Genomic DNA, 14950 nt, shown 5'->3' with positions numbered 1-14950 from the left:
TCTCATGGTTCGCTTCGGAACGTAGCGACAGCCATTAGGGCGCGTTCCCCACCGTCGATATTGGCCAGGGAGTTCGTCCAGCCGGTCAGGTAGAGCGAATAACGCAATGTCGCCCGCACGACGACGATCTGGCCTCTTCCGGGCTGGTTGTAGCTGAAATCACTGGTGTTCAGCGTCGTCCCGCTGAGCGGGTTGCGCTTGGCAAGATCGGTTCGAGCGTCCGTTGGTGATCCGTAGGCGCGCACGTCGACACGCAGCTTCTCGCAATCGACGAGCGCCGGAGCCTGCGCGCAGACCTCGCGCCTGAATGCCTCTGTCGATGTCTTGGCATCATGCGGCAGGGGGTTCGAGGGGGTGCTGTAGATTGCGACTGACTCGCCAGTCAGCAGCGTCCGCGACGCCTGTGTTACAGCGTCCGCGAGCACCTGATTTGTCCACAGCATCAGCGCCGTTTCGATGGTCGTGAACACGAGCAGAAGGAACGGAAACGCGACGATGCCGAACTCGATTGCGGTTGCGCCGCTCTGGTCGCTGGAAAAGCCGTTGGATTCCTCTCGTTGCCCCATGAGTAGGCGTTGGGCGCCGCTTCTGCTCGTTCTGGAAAAAGATGTGACCATGACCAGTTAAGCCAACCATTCGGATGCGGATGCCGCCGAGGGGCCTCCGCTCTTCAGTGGGGACATCCTAGCTGGAAAGCATTGCCGACTTGTTAGGGCCTTGCTCAGCGAGGCCGCACTGGCGTTAGCGAAACCTTCACCTTGAAGGCGCGGACGCTATTTATCGCTGCCGCCGGCGAGTGCATTGCGTTTGGTCGTTTGCCCGCCGACATCGCCAAAATATTTGGTTGCGTCTCCGAGTTGCACGGTCGGTTGGCAGGTGGGGGTGCAGGAATAGCTTTCCCGTTCCATGCCACGCTGGACCGTGAGAATCGAATCCGCGGCCGCGCTGACGCGCACGAGCGATTCAGCCAACAGGCCGCCGCTGGCATCGAGCGCGATGAGATTGGTGACGCCAAAGCTCTTGCCGGTCACCACCATCACCCCGTTCCTCTGCACGGATACGTCGGCGATCGCCGGATTGCCGACGATCACGGTCTGGGCTTTTTCGGGCAGCCTGACCAGCTTGGCGTGATCGACGATGACGGCGACCGTTTCAGGCCGCGCAGCTTCCGGTGCCGAGCGCGCTGCGGGCGCGCTTCCCAGCAGGATCGCGCCGGACGCGGCCATGGCCAGCGCTCCGCGGCGCAGGCGTAGGGCACGGCTGGGGATAGTCGACATGGTGGCGCCCTAGGTTTCCAACGCTTGGAGTAAAGCCGAAAATGATGAATTGAATCCTAATGCCCCCCGTGAACATGTTTATTGAGCAGACGATTTCCAAAATGAGAAATGGAGTATCGCTTAGAGGCACGCTATCCTGAGAGATAAACATTGGGCAAATGGTCAAAATCGATCACGATCGCACGTATAGTCGTAATTAAATTCAAATACTACCTGATATTCATCGTGATGATGGGTGGCGAATTCAATAAATATGGCGTTAACCATCCACAAAATGTCTACGGTGGGCGCTGAGTTCTTTGTTTCGTTTAACCGAAACGCAAGAGCTTCTGGGTAGTGTCAGTCTTGTCGCTGACCGAAGCCGTTCAGAGCGAAGGCAGCAGTCAAACCGTGGTGCAATAGGAGTTCCGTCATGAAGAATCTGTTCGCTCGCTTTGCCAAGGACGAGTCCGGCGCGACCGCCATCGAATACGGCCTGATCGCCGGCCTGATTGCCGTCGTCATCATCGCCTCCGCCACGGTTGTCGGCACGCAGCTCGAAGCGCTGTTCGGCCGGATCAGCGCCGCGCTGAGGAACGTCGCCACCTGAACTACTTTCTGCCTTGCGCAGCGTACGCCCCGGCTGGTCCGGGGCGTTTTGCGTCCCGGTTCCCGCTCGACCGCCCAGATACCGTTTCTACAGGGTTGGGTGCGATGCTGACGCATCGTTCGTGAAGCTGCATTGCCAGGAGACTTTTCGATGTCGCTCCCGTTGCTGTTCCTCCTCGTCCTCTTTCCAGCGGCGATGGCCTATGCTGCAGCGAGCGACCTGCTGTGGATGACGATTTCGAACCGGCTTTGCCTCGGCCTTGCCGTGCTTTTCGTGCCGAGCGCTCTCGTCGTCGGCCTGCCCTGGCTTCAGATTGGCTGGCATTTTGCCGCGGGGGGCCTTGTTCTTGCGATATGTTTTGGCTTGTTCGCCGCAGGCTGGATCGGCGGCGGGGATGCCAAACTGGCTGCCGCTACGGCGCTCTGGTTCGGCTTTGGGCAGTTGATGCCCTATCTGCTTGTGGCTGCCATGTTCGGCGCCGTGCTGACACTCATCGTGATCAAGCTACGTACCGCACCCTTGCCGGTGCTGGGGGAGAACTGGCCATGGTTGCGCCGGCTTCATGAGGCTAATCAGGGCGTGCCCTATGGAATCGCCCTTGCCTGCTCGGCTCTCTTCGTCTTGCCGGAAACCGAGATCTGGCGCGCTGCCATCGGCCTATAGGTTCTGAACCCATAGGGGCTGTGATTGGGAGTTTGGGTTGATTCAACGTTTCCGGGAGGAGGCGTTGATGGCGCGTTTCGATCTGAGTGTTGGAGTGGCGATTGATTGTGCCGCTTCTGCCGAACAAGCCGGTGCGGCATTGTCCCAGCGGGCGACCGGCGACGGCGGCCTGTCCCCGAACGCCCTTTACCCCTTCGCTTTTGCGATCGAGGCGCCCGGAATGCCGTCGCGAAGCCCCGCGCGCTTCGCCCCGGCATGGCCCCACTGGCGCAGGGGAATTCAAGTCGCCAGCGCCGGCCGGTCTTGACGGGTGCAAGAATCGGGGTCAACTCGCTCCCCTGCCGAAAGATTTAACCATCGCGATTGAACTCGGGTTAAATCTTCAGCTGCATAGTGCCTCCGCAACGGAAGGTGGCACGATGACGGCGGCTGATACGACACTGGCGCGGCGATCCAATCAGTTTGTCCGATCTTTCATCATCGGCCTTCTGCTGATCGACTTGGCCTGGCTACCCTTCTCGGCTATTCGCCTCAATGCCGTTTCACTCTTGGTGCCGCTTGTCGCGGCCCTCGTTCTGACATTCGCAGCCCATGTCTACCGCGAGCGGCGGGCGGAGCATAAGATCGCCGATGGCCTGGATTGCTCTGCTCAGATCATCGGCTTCTTCGCCGTCGGGGCATTGTTCTCCTATTTGCTCGCCTCTCTCGGTTTTCCCCTGCAGGATTCGGTCCTCTATGATGTCGACCGTAGTCTTGGGCTCGACTGGATGGCCTATCTCAAGGCTGTCAATCAGCGTCCGCTGCTCGGCCTGCTGTTTCAATTGGCCTATGACAGTTTCATCCCACAGGTCCTGATCTTGATCGTGACATTGTCGTTCACCGGGCGGGGTAGCGCCGCGCGCGTGATGATCCTGGCCATGATCCTTGCCGGCTTCGTGACGATCCTGATCTCGGGCTTCTTTCCAGCGATGGCGATGTTCGTCCATCTGAGCCTGACGCCCGCCGACTTCCCCCAACTGTCTCCGTCCGCAGCCTTTGTGCATGTGCATGATATGCAGGCGTTGCGGGCGGGCGCTCCCTTTGATCTCGACCTGTCGAAGGCTCAGGGAATCATCACCTTTCCATCTTACCATGCGGCGCTCGGGCTCCTGATGCTGCTCGGCGGGCTCGCACATCCAGTGCTGCGCTGGCCGGTCGTGGCCGTGAATCTGACGATGATCGCCGCGACACCGATCGATGGCGGCCACTACTTTGTCGATGTCGGCGCGGGCCTGATCATCGCCGGGGCCTGCTACCTGCTGGCGCACCGCCTCCTGCAACCCACCTATGGTGCCGCGGCCCGGTGCGTTCCGGTGGTGGCGACTGCGGAAGTCGCAGAATCCTGAGACGCATTTCGCGCGCGCCCCGATCCGGTACCTGTCACATTCCGAGCGGAATTCGGGGAGGACACTGGTTCAGGGCTTATGAGTCCAGAACCTGGGCGGTTGATGAAAGTTACGCCGGGTTAACCATAATTTGACGAATCCCGGGTCACGATCCTCTCCGAGAGCCAACGCAGCTTGGCTGAKGATCGGCGTTCATGAGTCCTGCCCGCATCATCATCCTGGTCGTCGCGCTTGTTGCGGGGCTTGGCGCAGCGTTGTTGATCCAAAGCCCCAAGGCGACGCCGGCACCCGTGACGCGCTATGAGCCGGCGCCGACGGTTCCGGTGCTGGTCGCGGCTGCCGATATCCCGGTTGGCAATACGCTGGCTGCCGGCGATATGCGCTGGATCGACTGGCCGGCCGACAGTATTCCGGCTGGGGTCATCCGCAAGAGCGAGGCGCCCGAGGCCGAAACCGAATTGGCCGGGCAGCTTGCGCGTTTCGCGGTGTCGGGTGGCGAACCGATCCGCCGCGAGAAGCTGATCAAGACCGACGGCACCGGATTCCTCTCGGCGGTTCTGCCGGCCGGCAAGAGGGCAACCGCAATCGGCACCGACAGCCGCGGAGCCAATACGGCGGGTGGCTTCATCCTGCCGAACGACCGTGTCGACGTCATCCGCACCCACCAGGAGGGAGGCGGCGGCAACGCGAATAGCGGCGCCGAGAGCTTCATCAGCGAAACGATCCTGACCAATGTCCGGGTGCTGGCGATCGGTCAGAATATCCAGGAACGCAACGGCGAGAAGGTCGTCATCGGCGAGACAGCGACGCTCGAACTCGAGCCGCGCCAAGTAGAGATCGTCGCTCAGGCGCAGCGCAACGGCACGCTTTCGCTCGCATTGCGCAGTCTCAAGGACGCTGGCGATGCCGGGCGCCCGGACACCGAAGGCGGCCTGACCCTCGTACGCTACGGCGTCACCAGCAAAAGCGTGAAGCCATGATACCCAAGCGCATTCTTCTCTCCCTCGCGGGGTCGGCGCTGGCAATGCTGCTCGGCCTGCCGGCCATGGCCCAGTCGACCGGGCCTGCCCCGGTTCTGAATGTCGGCTCCAGCGAGCATGCCATTGCCCGCAAGCTCTCGCTCTCGATCGGTCGTTCACTGATCGTCGAATTGCCGCGTGACGCCAAGGAAGTCTTCGTCGCCAACCCCAAGGTCGCCAACGCGGTCGTGCGCTCGGCGCGCAAGCTTTTCATCATCGGCATCGCCGATGGTTCGACCTCGATGTTCGTGATCGATTCCGAGGGCCGCCAGATTTCCGCACTTGAGATCGAAGTCGGGCGGGATCTCAACGTGCTGCGCCAGACGCTGCGTGCGGCGATGCCCAGGGCCCAGATCGAGGTCAAGCCAGCCGGCAATTCCATCCTCCTGCTCGGCAACGTCGCCAATGCGTCGGAAGCGACCCAGGCAGTCGACATCGCGAACGCCTTCGTTGGGACAGCCTCCGGCATCTTCTCCTCGTCCAAGGGCGCCGTGATCAACTCTTTGACGATCCGCGATCGTGATCAGGTGATGGTCAAGGTCGTGATCTCCGAGGTTTCGCGCAAGGCGATCAAGCAGCTCGGCATCAACTCGTCCGGCGAGTGGAAACTCGGCAATTTCTCGATCACCCCGTCGATCGAGAATCCGCTTCCCTTGCAGCCCCAGGCCCTGGCCGCCACGGCGATCGGCGCCGGGATCGGGAACTCGACCAATTTCACCCTGCGTGCGCTTGAGCGCGCGGGACTCGCCCGCGTTCTGGCGGAACCGATGGTCACTGCGATCTCCGGGGAGAGCGCCAAGTTTACGGCTGGCGGCGATGTCCCCGTGCCCAACGGATACACCTGCGACTCGTCGGGCATCTGCACGCTCGGCATCACGTACAAGCCGGTCGGCGTTTCCTTGAACTTCACCCCGATTGTCCTGTCCGACAACAAGATCAGCATGCGCATTGCGACCGAAGTCACGGAGCTCGATTTCGAGAACCAGCTCCGGCTCAGCAATACGAGCAACGCAGCGCGCGGCACCAATACCCGCGAATCGGTGAACGCCCCCGCTTTCCGCGTGCGCAAGTCCGACACCACTGTCGAACTGCCCTCGGGTGGGACCCTCGCGACGGCCGGGTTGATCCAGCGCGTCTCGAAGCAGTCGATCAACGGTTTCCCGGGGCTGATGAACCTGCCGGTGATCGGCGTGCTCTTCCGCTCGCGCGACTACCAGCGCGAGGAGACCGAGCTGATGATCACGGTCACGCCCTATATCGCCAAGCCGATGGAGCCGAACCAGGTCCAGCGCCCGGATGATGGCTTCGTCGATGCCCATGATGCGCAGGCCGTGCTGCTTGGCCGGCTGAACAAGATCTATGGCACCAATAGCGGGCCGTTGCCCCAGGCCTACAGGGGCCGTGTCGGCTTCATTGCCGACTAAGGGTGCTCTCATGAACGTGCAAGGGATGGCTCGGGCCATGACAGATCGAGGACAGCAGCGGATGGGCCACTGGCCTCTGGCCGCCGTTCTGGCCACCGGCGTTGCTCTTGGAGCCTGCGCGTCGAAGACAGACACGACCGGGTCGATCAGCGCCAGCGATCTGCGCGAGCGGCACCCGATCGTGCTGCGAGACGCGCCACGTTCGCTTGATGTCTTCATCGTGCGGGCCGGTGCGGGTCTCGATCGCCGTCAGGCCGAGGACGTCACCAGTTTCGCCGCGGACTATCGGCGCAGTGGGCGTGGCGGACTCGTTGCCCAGGTGCCGACCGGTGCCGGCCGGGAGATGGCAACCCATGGCACGCTCGAAGCGATCCGCAGAGCCCTGGCGCAGGGCGGCGTGCCGCCCGGGTCGCTCTCGGTCAGGACCTATCCGATCGCGGACCCGAATCTCGCCTCGCCCATTCGCCTGACATTCGCCTCGCTGCAGGCGGGCCTGCCGCATTCCTGCGGACAATGGACGCAGGACGCGGGCGTCTCCGACTGGAAACTGGACATGGCGAACGAGCCGCTCTGGAATTTCGGCTGTTCCAGCCAGGCGACATTGGCTGCGCAGGTCGCCGATCCGATCGACCTCGTCCGCGGACGGACCGAGGGCCGCGCCGATATCGTCAAGCGCATGAACGCGATCGGCAAGCTGCGTGAGGGCAAGGACCCCTCGACCCAGTACCGGCAGGAAACGCCGCAGATCAACCAGTCGGTCGGAGGCCGCTGATGGATCCGGCGCAGAATTTCGAAACCCAGGCAGCGAGCAGTGCCGGCGACGAGGTCATCGCGCCGCTGCCGCGCATCACGCTGCAGGCCTTTTGCGAAACGCCTGCCATCGCTGCTGCCATGCAGACGGCGACCACTGACCGGCGCATGGAGAAGACGCATTCGCGCGTCCAGATGGGGGGACCCGCGGCCGCTGTCGAGGCGTTCCGCACCGCACCGACGCCCAATGTCATCGTGCTCGAAACGGTGTCCGATGGTGCCACGCTCGTCGGCCATCTCGATGCGTTGGCGCAGAGCTGTGATGCCGGCACGAAGGTCGTCGTCATCGGGCATGTCAATGACGTCCAGCTCTACCGTGATCTGATCCGCCGAGGCGTCAGCGATTACCTGATTGCTCCCCTTGAGCCGCTCGACATCCTGCGCACCCTGTCCGAACTCTATGTCGCGCCGGGCGCTCGTAATCTCGGGCGCATCGTCGCCGTCATGGGGGCCAAGGGCGGGGTCGGCGCTTCGACGGTGGCCCATAACGTCGCTTGGGCGATGGCGCGCAATCTCGATTTATCGGCCGTGATCGTCGATCTCGACATCGCTTTCGGCACGGCGGGGCTCGACTTCAATCAGGATCCGCCGCAGGGCATCGCGGAGGCGGTGTTCGCGCCTGAGCGGCTTGATGCCAACATGCTCGATCGCCTGCTCTCGCGCTGCAGCGACAATCTCGCCTTGCTGGCGGCGCCGGCGATGCTGGATCGTACACTCGACCTGCAAGAGGACGCATTCGAGCAACTTTTCGATCTGTTGCGCGCCAGCGTTCCTTGCGTGGTACTCGATGTGCCGCATCTCTGGAGCGGCTGGGTCAGACGCTGTCTGATCGGTGCAGACGAGGTCGTGATCGTTGCCGGCCCTGAACTTGCCTCGCTGCGGAACGCCAAGAACCTGATCGATCTGGCCCGGGCCAGCCGCCCGAACGATTCGCCGCCACGTCTGGTGCTCAATCAGGTCGGCTTGCCCAAGCGGCCCGAGATCGACGCTGCGGAATTTGCCAAGGCCCTGGGTGTCGAGGTGCTCGTCGCAATTCCCTTCGACGCGCAGGTCTTCGGCACGGCGGCAAATAACGGGCAGATGGTTGCGGAGGTCCAGGCCGGCGGCAAGATCAACGAGGCCTTCATCCATATTGCAAGCACCCTGACCGGCCGCGGTGAGGCCAGGCGCGGAAAGCGCAGCCTGCTGGAGCCGCTGGTCGCCAAGCTCAAGCGTCGCAGGGCCTGAGCTGTGGGGCTATTCTTCGCCGCTACCCCCTGCTCCAACTGGCCGGCTGGCCGTTTCCCGGCGTGAAGGGAGGGTGACATGTTCGGAAAGCGATCCTCGAACGCTGCGACGACGCAGCCGCTGAATGCGAAGGTCTCGGGCCCGGCTTCGGCTGCGCGCCTGCTCGAATCGTCTGCGCCTCCTCCCGACATGCGTCGTCAGGTATCGGCAGCGCCCGTGGCTCCGGTCGAAACACCGAAGTCCGACGATTACTACCAGATGAAGAGCATGATCTTCGGGGCGCTGATCGAGGCGATCGACCTCTCTCAGCTCGCGAAGCTCGATGGTGAATCGGCGCGGGAGGAAATCCGCGACATCATCAACGAGATCATTTCGCTCAAGAACGTCGTGCTTTCCATCTCCGAGCAGGAGGAGCTGCTCGACGATATCTGCAACGATGTACTCGGCTACGGGCCCCTGGAGCCGCTGCTGGCGCGGGACGATATCGCCGACATCATGGTCAATGGAGCCTCGCGCACCTTCATCGAGACCGGCGGCAAGATCCAGCTGACCAATATTCGCTTTCGCGACAACGCGCAGCTGATGAACATCTGTCAGCGCATCGTCAGCCAGGTTGGCCGGCGCGTCGACGAATCCTCGCCGATCTGCGACGCACGCCTTGCCGACGGTTCGCGTGTCAATGTCATCGCGCCGCCGCTGGCGATCGACGGGCCGGCTCTCACCATCCGCAAATTCAAGAAGGACAAGCTGACGCTGGATCAGCTCGTCCGCTTTGGCGCGATCTCGCCCCCTGGTGCGGAAATCCTCAAGATCATCGGCAAGGTGCGCTGCAACATCGTGATTTCCGGCGGTACCGGCTCCGGCAAGACGACCCTGCTGAACTGCCTGACCAACTATATCGAGCATGACGAGCGGGTCATCACTTGCGAGGACGCTGCCGAGCTGCAGCTCCAGCAGCCGCATGTCGTGCGGCTCGAGACGCGCCCTCCCAATCTCGAGGGCACCGGCGCGATCACGATGCGCGACCTCGTCAAGAACTGCCTGCGCATGCGGCCCGAGCGGATCATCGTCGGCGAGGTGCGTGGCCCGGAAGCGTTCGACCTGCTGCAGGCAATGAACACTGGCCATGACGGATCGATGGGGACGCTCCACGCCAATACGCCGCGCGAATGCCTGAGCCGTATCGAATCCATGATCACCATGGGTGGGTTCAGCCTGCCTTCGAAGACATTGCGGGAAATGATCTGCTCCTCGGTCGATGTCGTCATTCAGGCCCAGCGCATGCGCGACGGCTCGCGCCGGATCACCCATATCACCGAGGTGATGGGGATGGAGGGCGATGTCATCATCACCCAGGACCTGATGAATTATGAGGTGCTCGGCGAGGATGCCGCAGGCAAGCTTATCGGGCGCCATCGCTCGACCGGCATTGGCCGCCCGCGGTTCTGGGAGCGTGCCCGCTATTTCGGTGAGGAGCAGCGGCTGGCCACGGCGATCGATCAACTCGCCGTCCAGGATGAAGCCAATGCTGCGTGATCGCGGCTATGGGCGGACTTGAGCCATGGACCTGAGTGTCATCGCGGTTGTCGTGCTGGCGACCTTTGCGGCAGGCGGCGTGGTCTACGCGCTGTTCTATCCGGCGCTGAGCGGACAGACCCGGGTAGAGAAGCGCCGCAAGGAGTTCGCAGCCCCGGTCGCCGTTCGGACGGTCGATCGCGAAGTCCAGGCGCGGCAGAAACGCGGCCAGATCGCCCAGAGCCTCAAGGATATCGAAACCCGAGAGAATGCTCGCAACAAGGTCACGCTGGAACTCCTGCTGTTGCAAGCAGGATTGAGTTGGGACCGCCGCAAGTTCTACATCATCAGCACCATATCTGGCATGGCTGTCGGCTTCCTGTTTTTCCTGGTAACAGCCAATCTCCTGCTGCTTCTGGCCGGTCTGTTCATCGGCGGCTTCGGTCTGCCGCGGTGGTTACTGTCACGAGCCCGGACGAAGCGGCTGAAGAAGTTCGGCAACGAATTTCCGAATGCGCTCGACATCATCGTGCGCGGCATCAAGTCTGGCCTGCCGCTCAACGACTGCCTGCGGATCATCGCCGCTGAAGCCGTTGAGCCCGTACGGACGGAATTCCGGCTGATCATCGAGAGCCAGACCTTGGGGTTGCCGCTGACCGAGGCTGCCGCCAAGCTCTTCGAGCGCATGCCCTGCGCCGAGGCCAATTTTTTCGGCATCGTGCTGGCGATCCAGCAGAAGACGGGCGGCAATCTCGCGGAGACCCTCGGCAATCTGTCGAAAGTCATTCGCGAACGTCGCAAGATGCGCGACAAGATCCAGGCAGTTTCGATGGAGGCAAAGGCCTCGGCAGCGATCATCGGGGCCTTGCCCCCGGTTGTTGCGACCCTCGTATATCTGACTGCCCCGAGATATATCGAGCTTCTCTGGCTCACGCAGATCGGCAAGGTCGCGCTCGTCGGCTGCGGAGTCTGGATGCTGATCGGCGTCATGACGATGCGCAAGATGATCAACTTCAACATCTGAGGCTGCGGGAATGATTGCCCTCATCGCCGATAAGCTTGCCGACAGCCAGTTCCTGGTCGCGTTGCTTGCTGCCGTGGCTGCCGCCGCGACGGTTCTGACTCTGGCGATGCCGCTGGTCGAGGGCAACGACCTCAACAAGCGCATGAAGAATGTTGCGATCGAGCGCGACAAGATCCGTGCGCGCGAGCGGGACCGCCTGAACCGCCAGAAGGACAAGGTCTCGCTGCGCCAGGAACCAAAGGCGTTCATGCGGCGCATCGTCGACCAGTTCAAGCTGGGTGACTGGCTTGGCACCGAAACGGCGAAGAAGCAGCTCGCAATGGCTGGCTATCGCGGGCCACAGGCCGAGATCGGCTTCCTGTTCTTCCGCCTGGTGACGCCGATCGGTCTCTTCCTGTTCACGCTCTTTTACGTCTTCTTTATCAAGGATTTCGGGCTGCCGCCCTTGATCCGGTTCGGCATGGCGATCGGCGGCGCGTATCTGGGCATCAAGGCGCCCGAGATATTCCTGTCGAACCAGATCTCGAAGCGCCAGGCGTCGATGCAGCAGGCCTTTCCCGACGCGCTCGACCTGCTGCTGATCTGTGTCGAGGCGGGCATGTCGATCGAACATGGTTTCCGCAAGGTCTCGACCGAGATTGGCGGCCAGTCGGTTCCTCTCGCCGAGGAGTTTGCGCTCTGCACGGCCGAACTCTCCTACCTCGCTGAAAGACGCCAGGCCTATGAGAACCTTGCTGTCCGCACCGGGCTCGAGGGAGTGAAGTCGGTCTCGACCGCACTGGTTCAGGCCGAGCGCTACGGCACGCCGCTCGGTGCTGCACTGCGCACATTGGCACAGGAAAGTCGCGACCAGCGCATGATGGCGGCGGAGAAGAAGGCTGCGGCCCTGCCACCCATGCTGACGGTGCCGATGATCGTGTTCTTCCTGCCGGTGCTCTTCGTCGTGATCATCACGCCGGCGATCATTCAGGTGATGAAGCTGAAATAGCCTCGTCCGTTCGACCGGCGAGCCGCTACGCGCATGTTGGCGCTGAGCAAGGGCAAAGGGGGCGCGCGGAGGATGCTGCAGATACCTCCTGACGGCTCATACGCTCGTGGTTGGAGGCCTCGCCGAGGTGACCGGCCTGCCTAACCCTGTGGGATGGACCGATCCGCTTGTTCAGGCTGCGCTGATGCCGCCGTCTTTGCCTTGCTGCCGCCCTTGAGCATGTTCCAGCTATTGGGCTGGCTGACGCTGCGCTTGAGATAGGCGATGGTCGCGGCCGCTTCGGTCGGGCTCTGGTCCTGCTGCGCCAGCGTTTCCGCTTCGCCAAACCTCCCCTGCAGGCCGAGCACCAGCACGAGATTCTGCCGGATGCGCGCGTCGGCCCGGTTGGAGTTCGACGCCTCGCGCAGCACGCGCTCGGCCTCGGGCAGGCGCTTTGACAGCGCGAGCGACAGACCGAGATTGGACATCACCGTGGGCTCGCCGGGAGCGAGCTTGAGGGCGGTCTCATAGATCTGCTGGGCGCGGGCGTGTTCGCCAAGCTGGTCGGCGACGGTGCCTTGTGCCGACAGGATGCGCCAGTCCGGACGCTCCGGCGAATGGGCGCGCGAGAGCACCTCGTCTGCTTCCTTGTAGCGGCCATTATCGGCCAGCGAACGACCATAGGCGCCGAGCATCTCGCGATCGTCGTTGTGTATGAGGACAGCGTTCTGCAGAACGGCGAGGGCCTGGGCATTCTGGTCGAGCGCCCGCAGCGCGCGGGCATAGTAGAAGGCGGAGTTCCGGTCCTTCTGGTTCGCGTCGTAGCGCTTGCCCCATTGGTCGGCCTCGGTGCGCCATTCGGCAGGTCCGCGTGGCTGGGTCGGGGCGGATCGCCCGATGGAGCCGGTGATGTCGCCGATCCCGCCGCGACTTTGGCAGCCGGCCAGGGCGAGCGAGGCGAGGCAGACGGCTGCCAACAGCCGGACGCGGGAGGCCGCAGACGAAGGATACAAAACTGCGGAGAAGCAGCGGGACATGGGCCAGAGTGCCTTGCCACGAGAGAGAACTGGTCGTTCTGGTGGTAAAACGTTAACCCTAATGCTTCCTTAACTGGCCTCGCCGCTCACTCCTTCGAACAGGTTCCTTCAGCCGTGCACAGCCTGCTCCTTGCCTCTGCACCGTCCGCCGTCCCGGTTCATCTCGTCTCGAAGGCGGGCTGGCCGGCACTCATTGAGCGCCTCGCGCCGGAGGCCGCGCGCTTTGCGAAGGCCCATGGCTTCGCCGCGCGTCCCGGGCAGCATGTCGTGCTGCCGGATGGGCTGGGCGCTGTCAGCGCGGTGCTCCTTGGTGTCGAGGGGGCATCGGCGCGCCGACGCGACCCATTTGCTCCCGGCCGGCTCGCCGCGGTCCTGCCGGAGGGCGATTATCGTCTGGAGGGCGAGATCGATGATTTCGGCCTTGCGGCGCTGGGTTGGCTGCTCCAGTCCTATCGTTTCGAGCGCTACCGCAAGCCGCAGCCGGTCCGCGCTCGGTTGGTATTGCCCGAGGGCGTGGATGGTGTGGAGCTGAGCGCGCTCGCCGAGGCGGTCGCCTTTGCCCGCGATCTCGTCAATACGCCGGCAAGCGACATGGGGCCCGCTGAGATCGAGGCCGCGATCCGTCAGCTCGGGCAGGATCTTGGTGCGAGCGTCACCAGCCAGGTCGGGGACGATCTGCTCGAGCACAACTTTCCGATGATCCATGCCGTGGGCCGGGCGTCGCCGCGCGCTCCGCGCCTGATCGACCTTGTCTGGGGCAATCCGGCCGATCCCAAGGTGACGCTCGTCGGCAAGGGGGTGGCGTTCGATACGGGCGGGCTCAACCTCAAGACAGATGCCGGCATGCTGCTGATGAAGAAGGACATGGGCGGTGCCGCGGCCGCGGCTGCCGCTGCGCGCATGATCATGCAGGCGAAGCTTCCGGTACGGCTGCGCCTCCTTGTGCCCGCCGTCGAGAATGCCGTTTCCGGTGCATCGTTCCGCCCGGGCGATGTGCTCCGGAGCCGCAAGGGGCTGACGGTCGAAATCGGCAACACCGACGCCGAAGGCCGGCTCATCCTGGCCGATGCGTTGGCCTTGGCGGATGAGGAAGCCCCGGAGCTGCTGATCGACTATGCGACGCTGACCGGTGCCGCCCGCGTTGCGCTCGGTCCCGAGCTGCCACCCTTCTACACCCATGATGAAGGGCTCGCGGTCGAAATCTCCCGGTTGGGGCAGGCGGTAAACGACCCGGTCTGGCGCATGCCGCTCTGGCCGCCCTATGACGGGCTGCTCGATTCCAAGATCGCCGACGTCAACCACGTCTCCGGGGGCTCGTTTGCCGGCTCCGTCACGGCTGCGCTCTTCCTCAATCGTTTCGTCGAGAAGACACAGTCCTACGCGCATTTCGATATCTATGCCTGGAACCCATCGTCGAAGCCCGGCCGCCCCGAGGGCGGCGAATGCCAAGCCGCGCGTTTGACCTATGCATTGGTCAAGCAGCTCTATCCGAAGGTCCAGGGATGAAGCCCGGCGATCTCCGCGCGGCATGCCATCGATAGTCGGCGGTTAAGTCTGTTCGACGAGAGCGATTGCAGCCGCAGCTTGGCGCGATAATGATACGGACCCGTAACGATCGGGGTTCGTATCAGTCATGGCGTTGGAGATCAGGCCTTCGCAGGCGCTCAGGCTCTGGCGGCAGGTGCATCTCGATCTGGTGCATGACGGTCAGGCGGACCTCTCGGCCCGCCAGACCGCGATCCTGCTGACGATCTATCTCGAGTTGCCACCGCATACCGTGCGCGGCCTTGCTCAGCAGCTCGGCGTCACCAAGCCCGTGATTACCCGCGCGCTCGACACGATGGGCAAGCTCGGCCTCGTCACGCGCAGGCGCGACGAGTTCGACCGGCGCAATGTCGTGATCCAGCGGACCGTGGCGGGGGCCCTCGCTGTCGAACGGCTTGCCGACCTGGTGGTGCAACGGGCGCGTGATCTCGGGCCGGGCTGAGCAAAGGCGTCTTCGCTCATGAGCAG

The 14950-nt window shown here is 63.2% G+C and carries 15 protein-coding genes; 12 read left to right on the top strand and 3 right to left on the bottom strand.

Annotated elements, in window-relative coordinates; genetic code table 11:
* Positions 1 to 2: 2 nt before the first annotated feature.
* Entirely contained in the window at positions 3 to 617 is a 615-nt protein-coding gene (locus tag AC1DGP_RS06675; protein WP_476831883.1) for a TadE/TadG family type IV pilus assembly protein, read from the bottom strand.
* A gap of 156 nt (positions 618 to 773) precedes the next feature.
* The gene (locus AC1DGP_RS06670; protein WP_476831882.1) at positions 774 to 1277 is read right to left on the bottom strand and encodes a pilus assembly protein N-terminal domain-containing protein; all 504 of its coding nucleotides are present in this window, start codon (positions 1275 to 1277) and stop codon (positions 774 to 776) included.
* A gap of 412 nt (positions 1278 to 1689) precedes the next feature.
* Here AC1DGP_RS06670 and AC1DGP_RS06665 point away from each other — a divergent pair, with 412 nt between their 5' ends.
* The 10 genes from AC1DGP_RS06665 to AC1DGP_RS06620 all read left to right on the top strand — a co-directional run bounded on the left by AC1DGP_RS06665 (position 1690) and on the right by AC1DGP_RS06620 (position 11921).
* Positions 1690 to 1866, top strand: coding sequence for a Flp family type IVb pilin (locus AC1DGP_RS06665; RefSeq protein WP_476831881.1), 177 nt, complete (start codon positions 1690 to 1692; stop codon positions 1864 to 1866).
* Positions 1867 to 2016: 150 nt separating this feature from the next.
* Positions 2017 to 2529, top strand: coding sequence for an A24 family peptidase (locus tag AC1DGP_RS06660; protein ID WP_476831880.1), 513 nt, complete (start codon positions 2017 to 2019; stop codon positions 2527 to 2529).
* Positions 2530 to 2636: 107 nt separating this feature from the next.
* Entirely contained in the window at positions 2637 to 3914 is a 1278-nt protein-coding gene (locus AC1DGP_RS06655; protein ID WP_476831966.1) for a phosphatase PAP2 family protein, read from the top strand.
* Positions 3915 to 4108: 194 nt separating this feature from the next.
* Positions 4109 to 4894, top strand: coding sequence for a Flp pilus assembly protein CpaB (gene cpaB / locus AC1DGP_RS06650; protein WP_476831879.1), 786 nt, complete (start codon positions 4109 to 4111; stop codon positions 4892 to 4894).
* The gene (locus AC1DGP_RS06645; protein WP_476831878.1) at positions 4891 to 6357 is read left to right on the top strand and encodes a type II and III secretion system protein family protein; all 1467 of its coding nucleotides are present in this window, start codon (positions 4891 to 4893) and stop codon (positions 6355 to 6357) included. The genes cpaB and AC1DGP_RS06645 overlap by 4 nt, the downstream gene beginning before the upstream one ends.
* Positions 6358 to 6418: 61 nt before the next feature.
* Entirely contained in the window at positions 6419 to 7129 is a 711-nt protein-coding gene (locus tag AC1DGP_RS06640; protein WP_476831877.1) for a CpaD family pilus assembly protein, read from the top strand.
* A complete protein-coding gene (locus AC1DGP_RS06635; protein WP_476831876.1) occupies positions 7129 to 8394 on the top strand; it encodes a CpaE/TadZ family protein in 1266 nt (421 codons plus the stop codon). The genes AC1DGP_RS06640 and AC1DGP_RS06635 overlap by 1 nt, the downstream gene beginning before the upstream one ends.
* A 78-nt stretch (positions 8395 to 8472) precedes the next feature.
* On the top strand, positions 8473 to 9930 hold the full coding sequence (locus AC1DGP_RS06630) for a CpaF family protein (RefSeq protein WP_476831875.1): 1458 nt from the start codon (positions 8473 to 8475) through the stop codon (positions 9928 to 9930).
* A 25-nt stretch (positions 9931 to 9955) separates the two neighbouring features.
* The gene (locus AC1DGP_RS06625) at positions 9956 to 10933 is read left to right on the top strand and encodes a type II secretion system F family protein (protein ID WP_476831874.1); all 978 of its coding nucleotides are present in this window, start codon (positions 9956 to 9958) and stop codon (positions 10931 to 10933) included.
* 10 nt (positions 10934 to 10943) lie between these two features.
* Entirely contained in the window at positions 10944 to 11921 is a 978-nt protein-coding gene (locus tag AC1DGP_RS06620) for a type II secretion system F family protein (RefSeq protein ID WP_476831873.1), read from the top strand.
* A gap of 140 nt (positions 11922 to 12061) precedes the next feature.
* On the opposite strand, the gene AC1DGP_RS06615 is transcribed toward AC1DGP_RS06620, so the two are convergent.
* Entirely contained in the window at positions 12062 to 12877 is an 816-nt protein-coding gene (locus AC1DGP_RS06615; RefSeq protein ID WP_476831872.1) for a tetratricopeptide repeat protein, read from the bottom strand.
* A 174-nt stretch (positions 12878 to 13051) separates the two neighbouring features.
* Between AC1DGP_RS06615 and AC1DGP_RS06610 the strand changes: the two genes are divergently transcribed.
* Positions 13052 to 14443, top strand: coding sequence for a leucyl aminopeptidase family protein (locus AC1DGP_RS06610; RefSeq protein WP_476831871.1), 1392 nt, complete (start codon positions 13052 to 13054; stop codon positions 14441 to 14443).
* Positions 14444 to 14570: 127 nt separating this feature from the next.
* Complete coding sequence (locus AC1DGP_RS06605; RefSeq protein ID WP_069878324.1) at positions 14571 to 14924, top strand: MarR family transcriptional regulator; 354 nt, start codon at positions 14571 to 14573, stop codon at positions 14922 to 14924.
* The last annotated feature ends 26 nt before the right edge of the window (positions 14925 to 14950 follow it).

The sequence above is a fragment of the Allobosea sp. 05T433 genome (genome assembly GCF_056396065.1).
Note: the sequence above shows the minus strand (reverse complement) of the source record. Positions and strands in the feature narration are given on the sequence as shown.

Coding starts and splice junctions, on each gene's coding strand:
- AC1DGP_RS06645 (WP_476831878.1), top strand. CDS start 4,891: ATGATACCCAAGCGCATTCTTCTCTCCCTCGCGGGGTCGGCGCTGGCA.
- AC1DGP_RS06675 (WP_476831883.1), bottom strand. CDS start 617: ATGGTCACATCTTTTTCCAGAACGAGCAGAAGCGGCGCCCAACGCCTA.
- cpaB (WP_476831879.1), top strand. CDS start 4,109: ATGAGTCCTGCCCGCATCATCATCCTGGTCGTCGCGCTTGTTGCGGGG.
- AC1DGP_RS06605 (WP_069878324.1), top strand. CDS start 14,571: ATGGCGTTGGAGATCAGGCCTTCGCAGGCGCTCAGGCTCTGGCGGCAG.
- AC1DGP_RS06670 (WP_476831882.1), bottom strand. CDS start 1,277: ATGTCGACTATCCCCAGCCGTGCCCTACGCCTGCGCCGCGGAGCGCTG.
- AC1DGP_RS06660 (WP_476831880.1), top strand. CDS start 2,017: ATGTCGCTCCCGTTGCTGTTCCTCCTCGTCCTCTTTCCAGCGGCGATG.
- AC1DGP_RS06630 (WP_476831875.1), top strand. CDS start 8,473: ATGTTCGGAAAGCGATCCTCGAACGCTGCGACGACGCAGCCGCTGAAT.
- AC1DGP_RS06620 (WP_476831873.1), top strand. CDS start 10,944: ATGATTGCCCTCATCGCCGATAAGCTTGCCGACAGCCAGTTCCTGGTC.
- AC1DGP_RS06635 (WP_476831876.1), top strand. CDS start 7,129: ATGGATCCGGCGCAGAATTTCGAAACCCAGGCAGCGAGCAGTGCCGGC.
- AC1DGP_RS06665 (WP_476831881.1), top strand. CDS start 1,690: ATGAAGAATCTGTTCGCTCGCTTTGCCAAGGACGAGTCCGGCGCGACC.
- AC1DGP_RS06625 (WP_476831874.1), top strand. CDS start 9,956: ATGGACCTGAGTGTCATCGCGGTTGTCGTGCTGGCGACCTTTGCGGCA.
- AC1DGP_RS06640 (WP_476831877.1), top strand. CDS start 6,419: ATGGGCCACTGGCCTCTGGCCGCCGTTCTGGCCACCGGCGTTGCTCTT.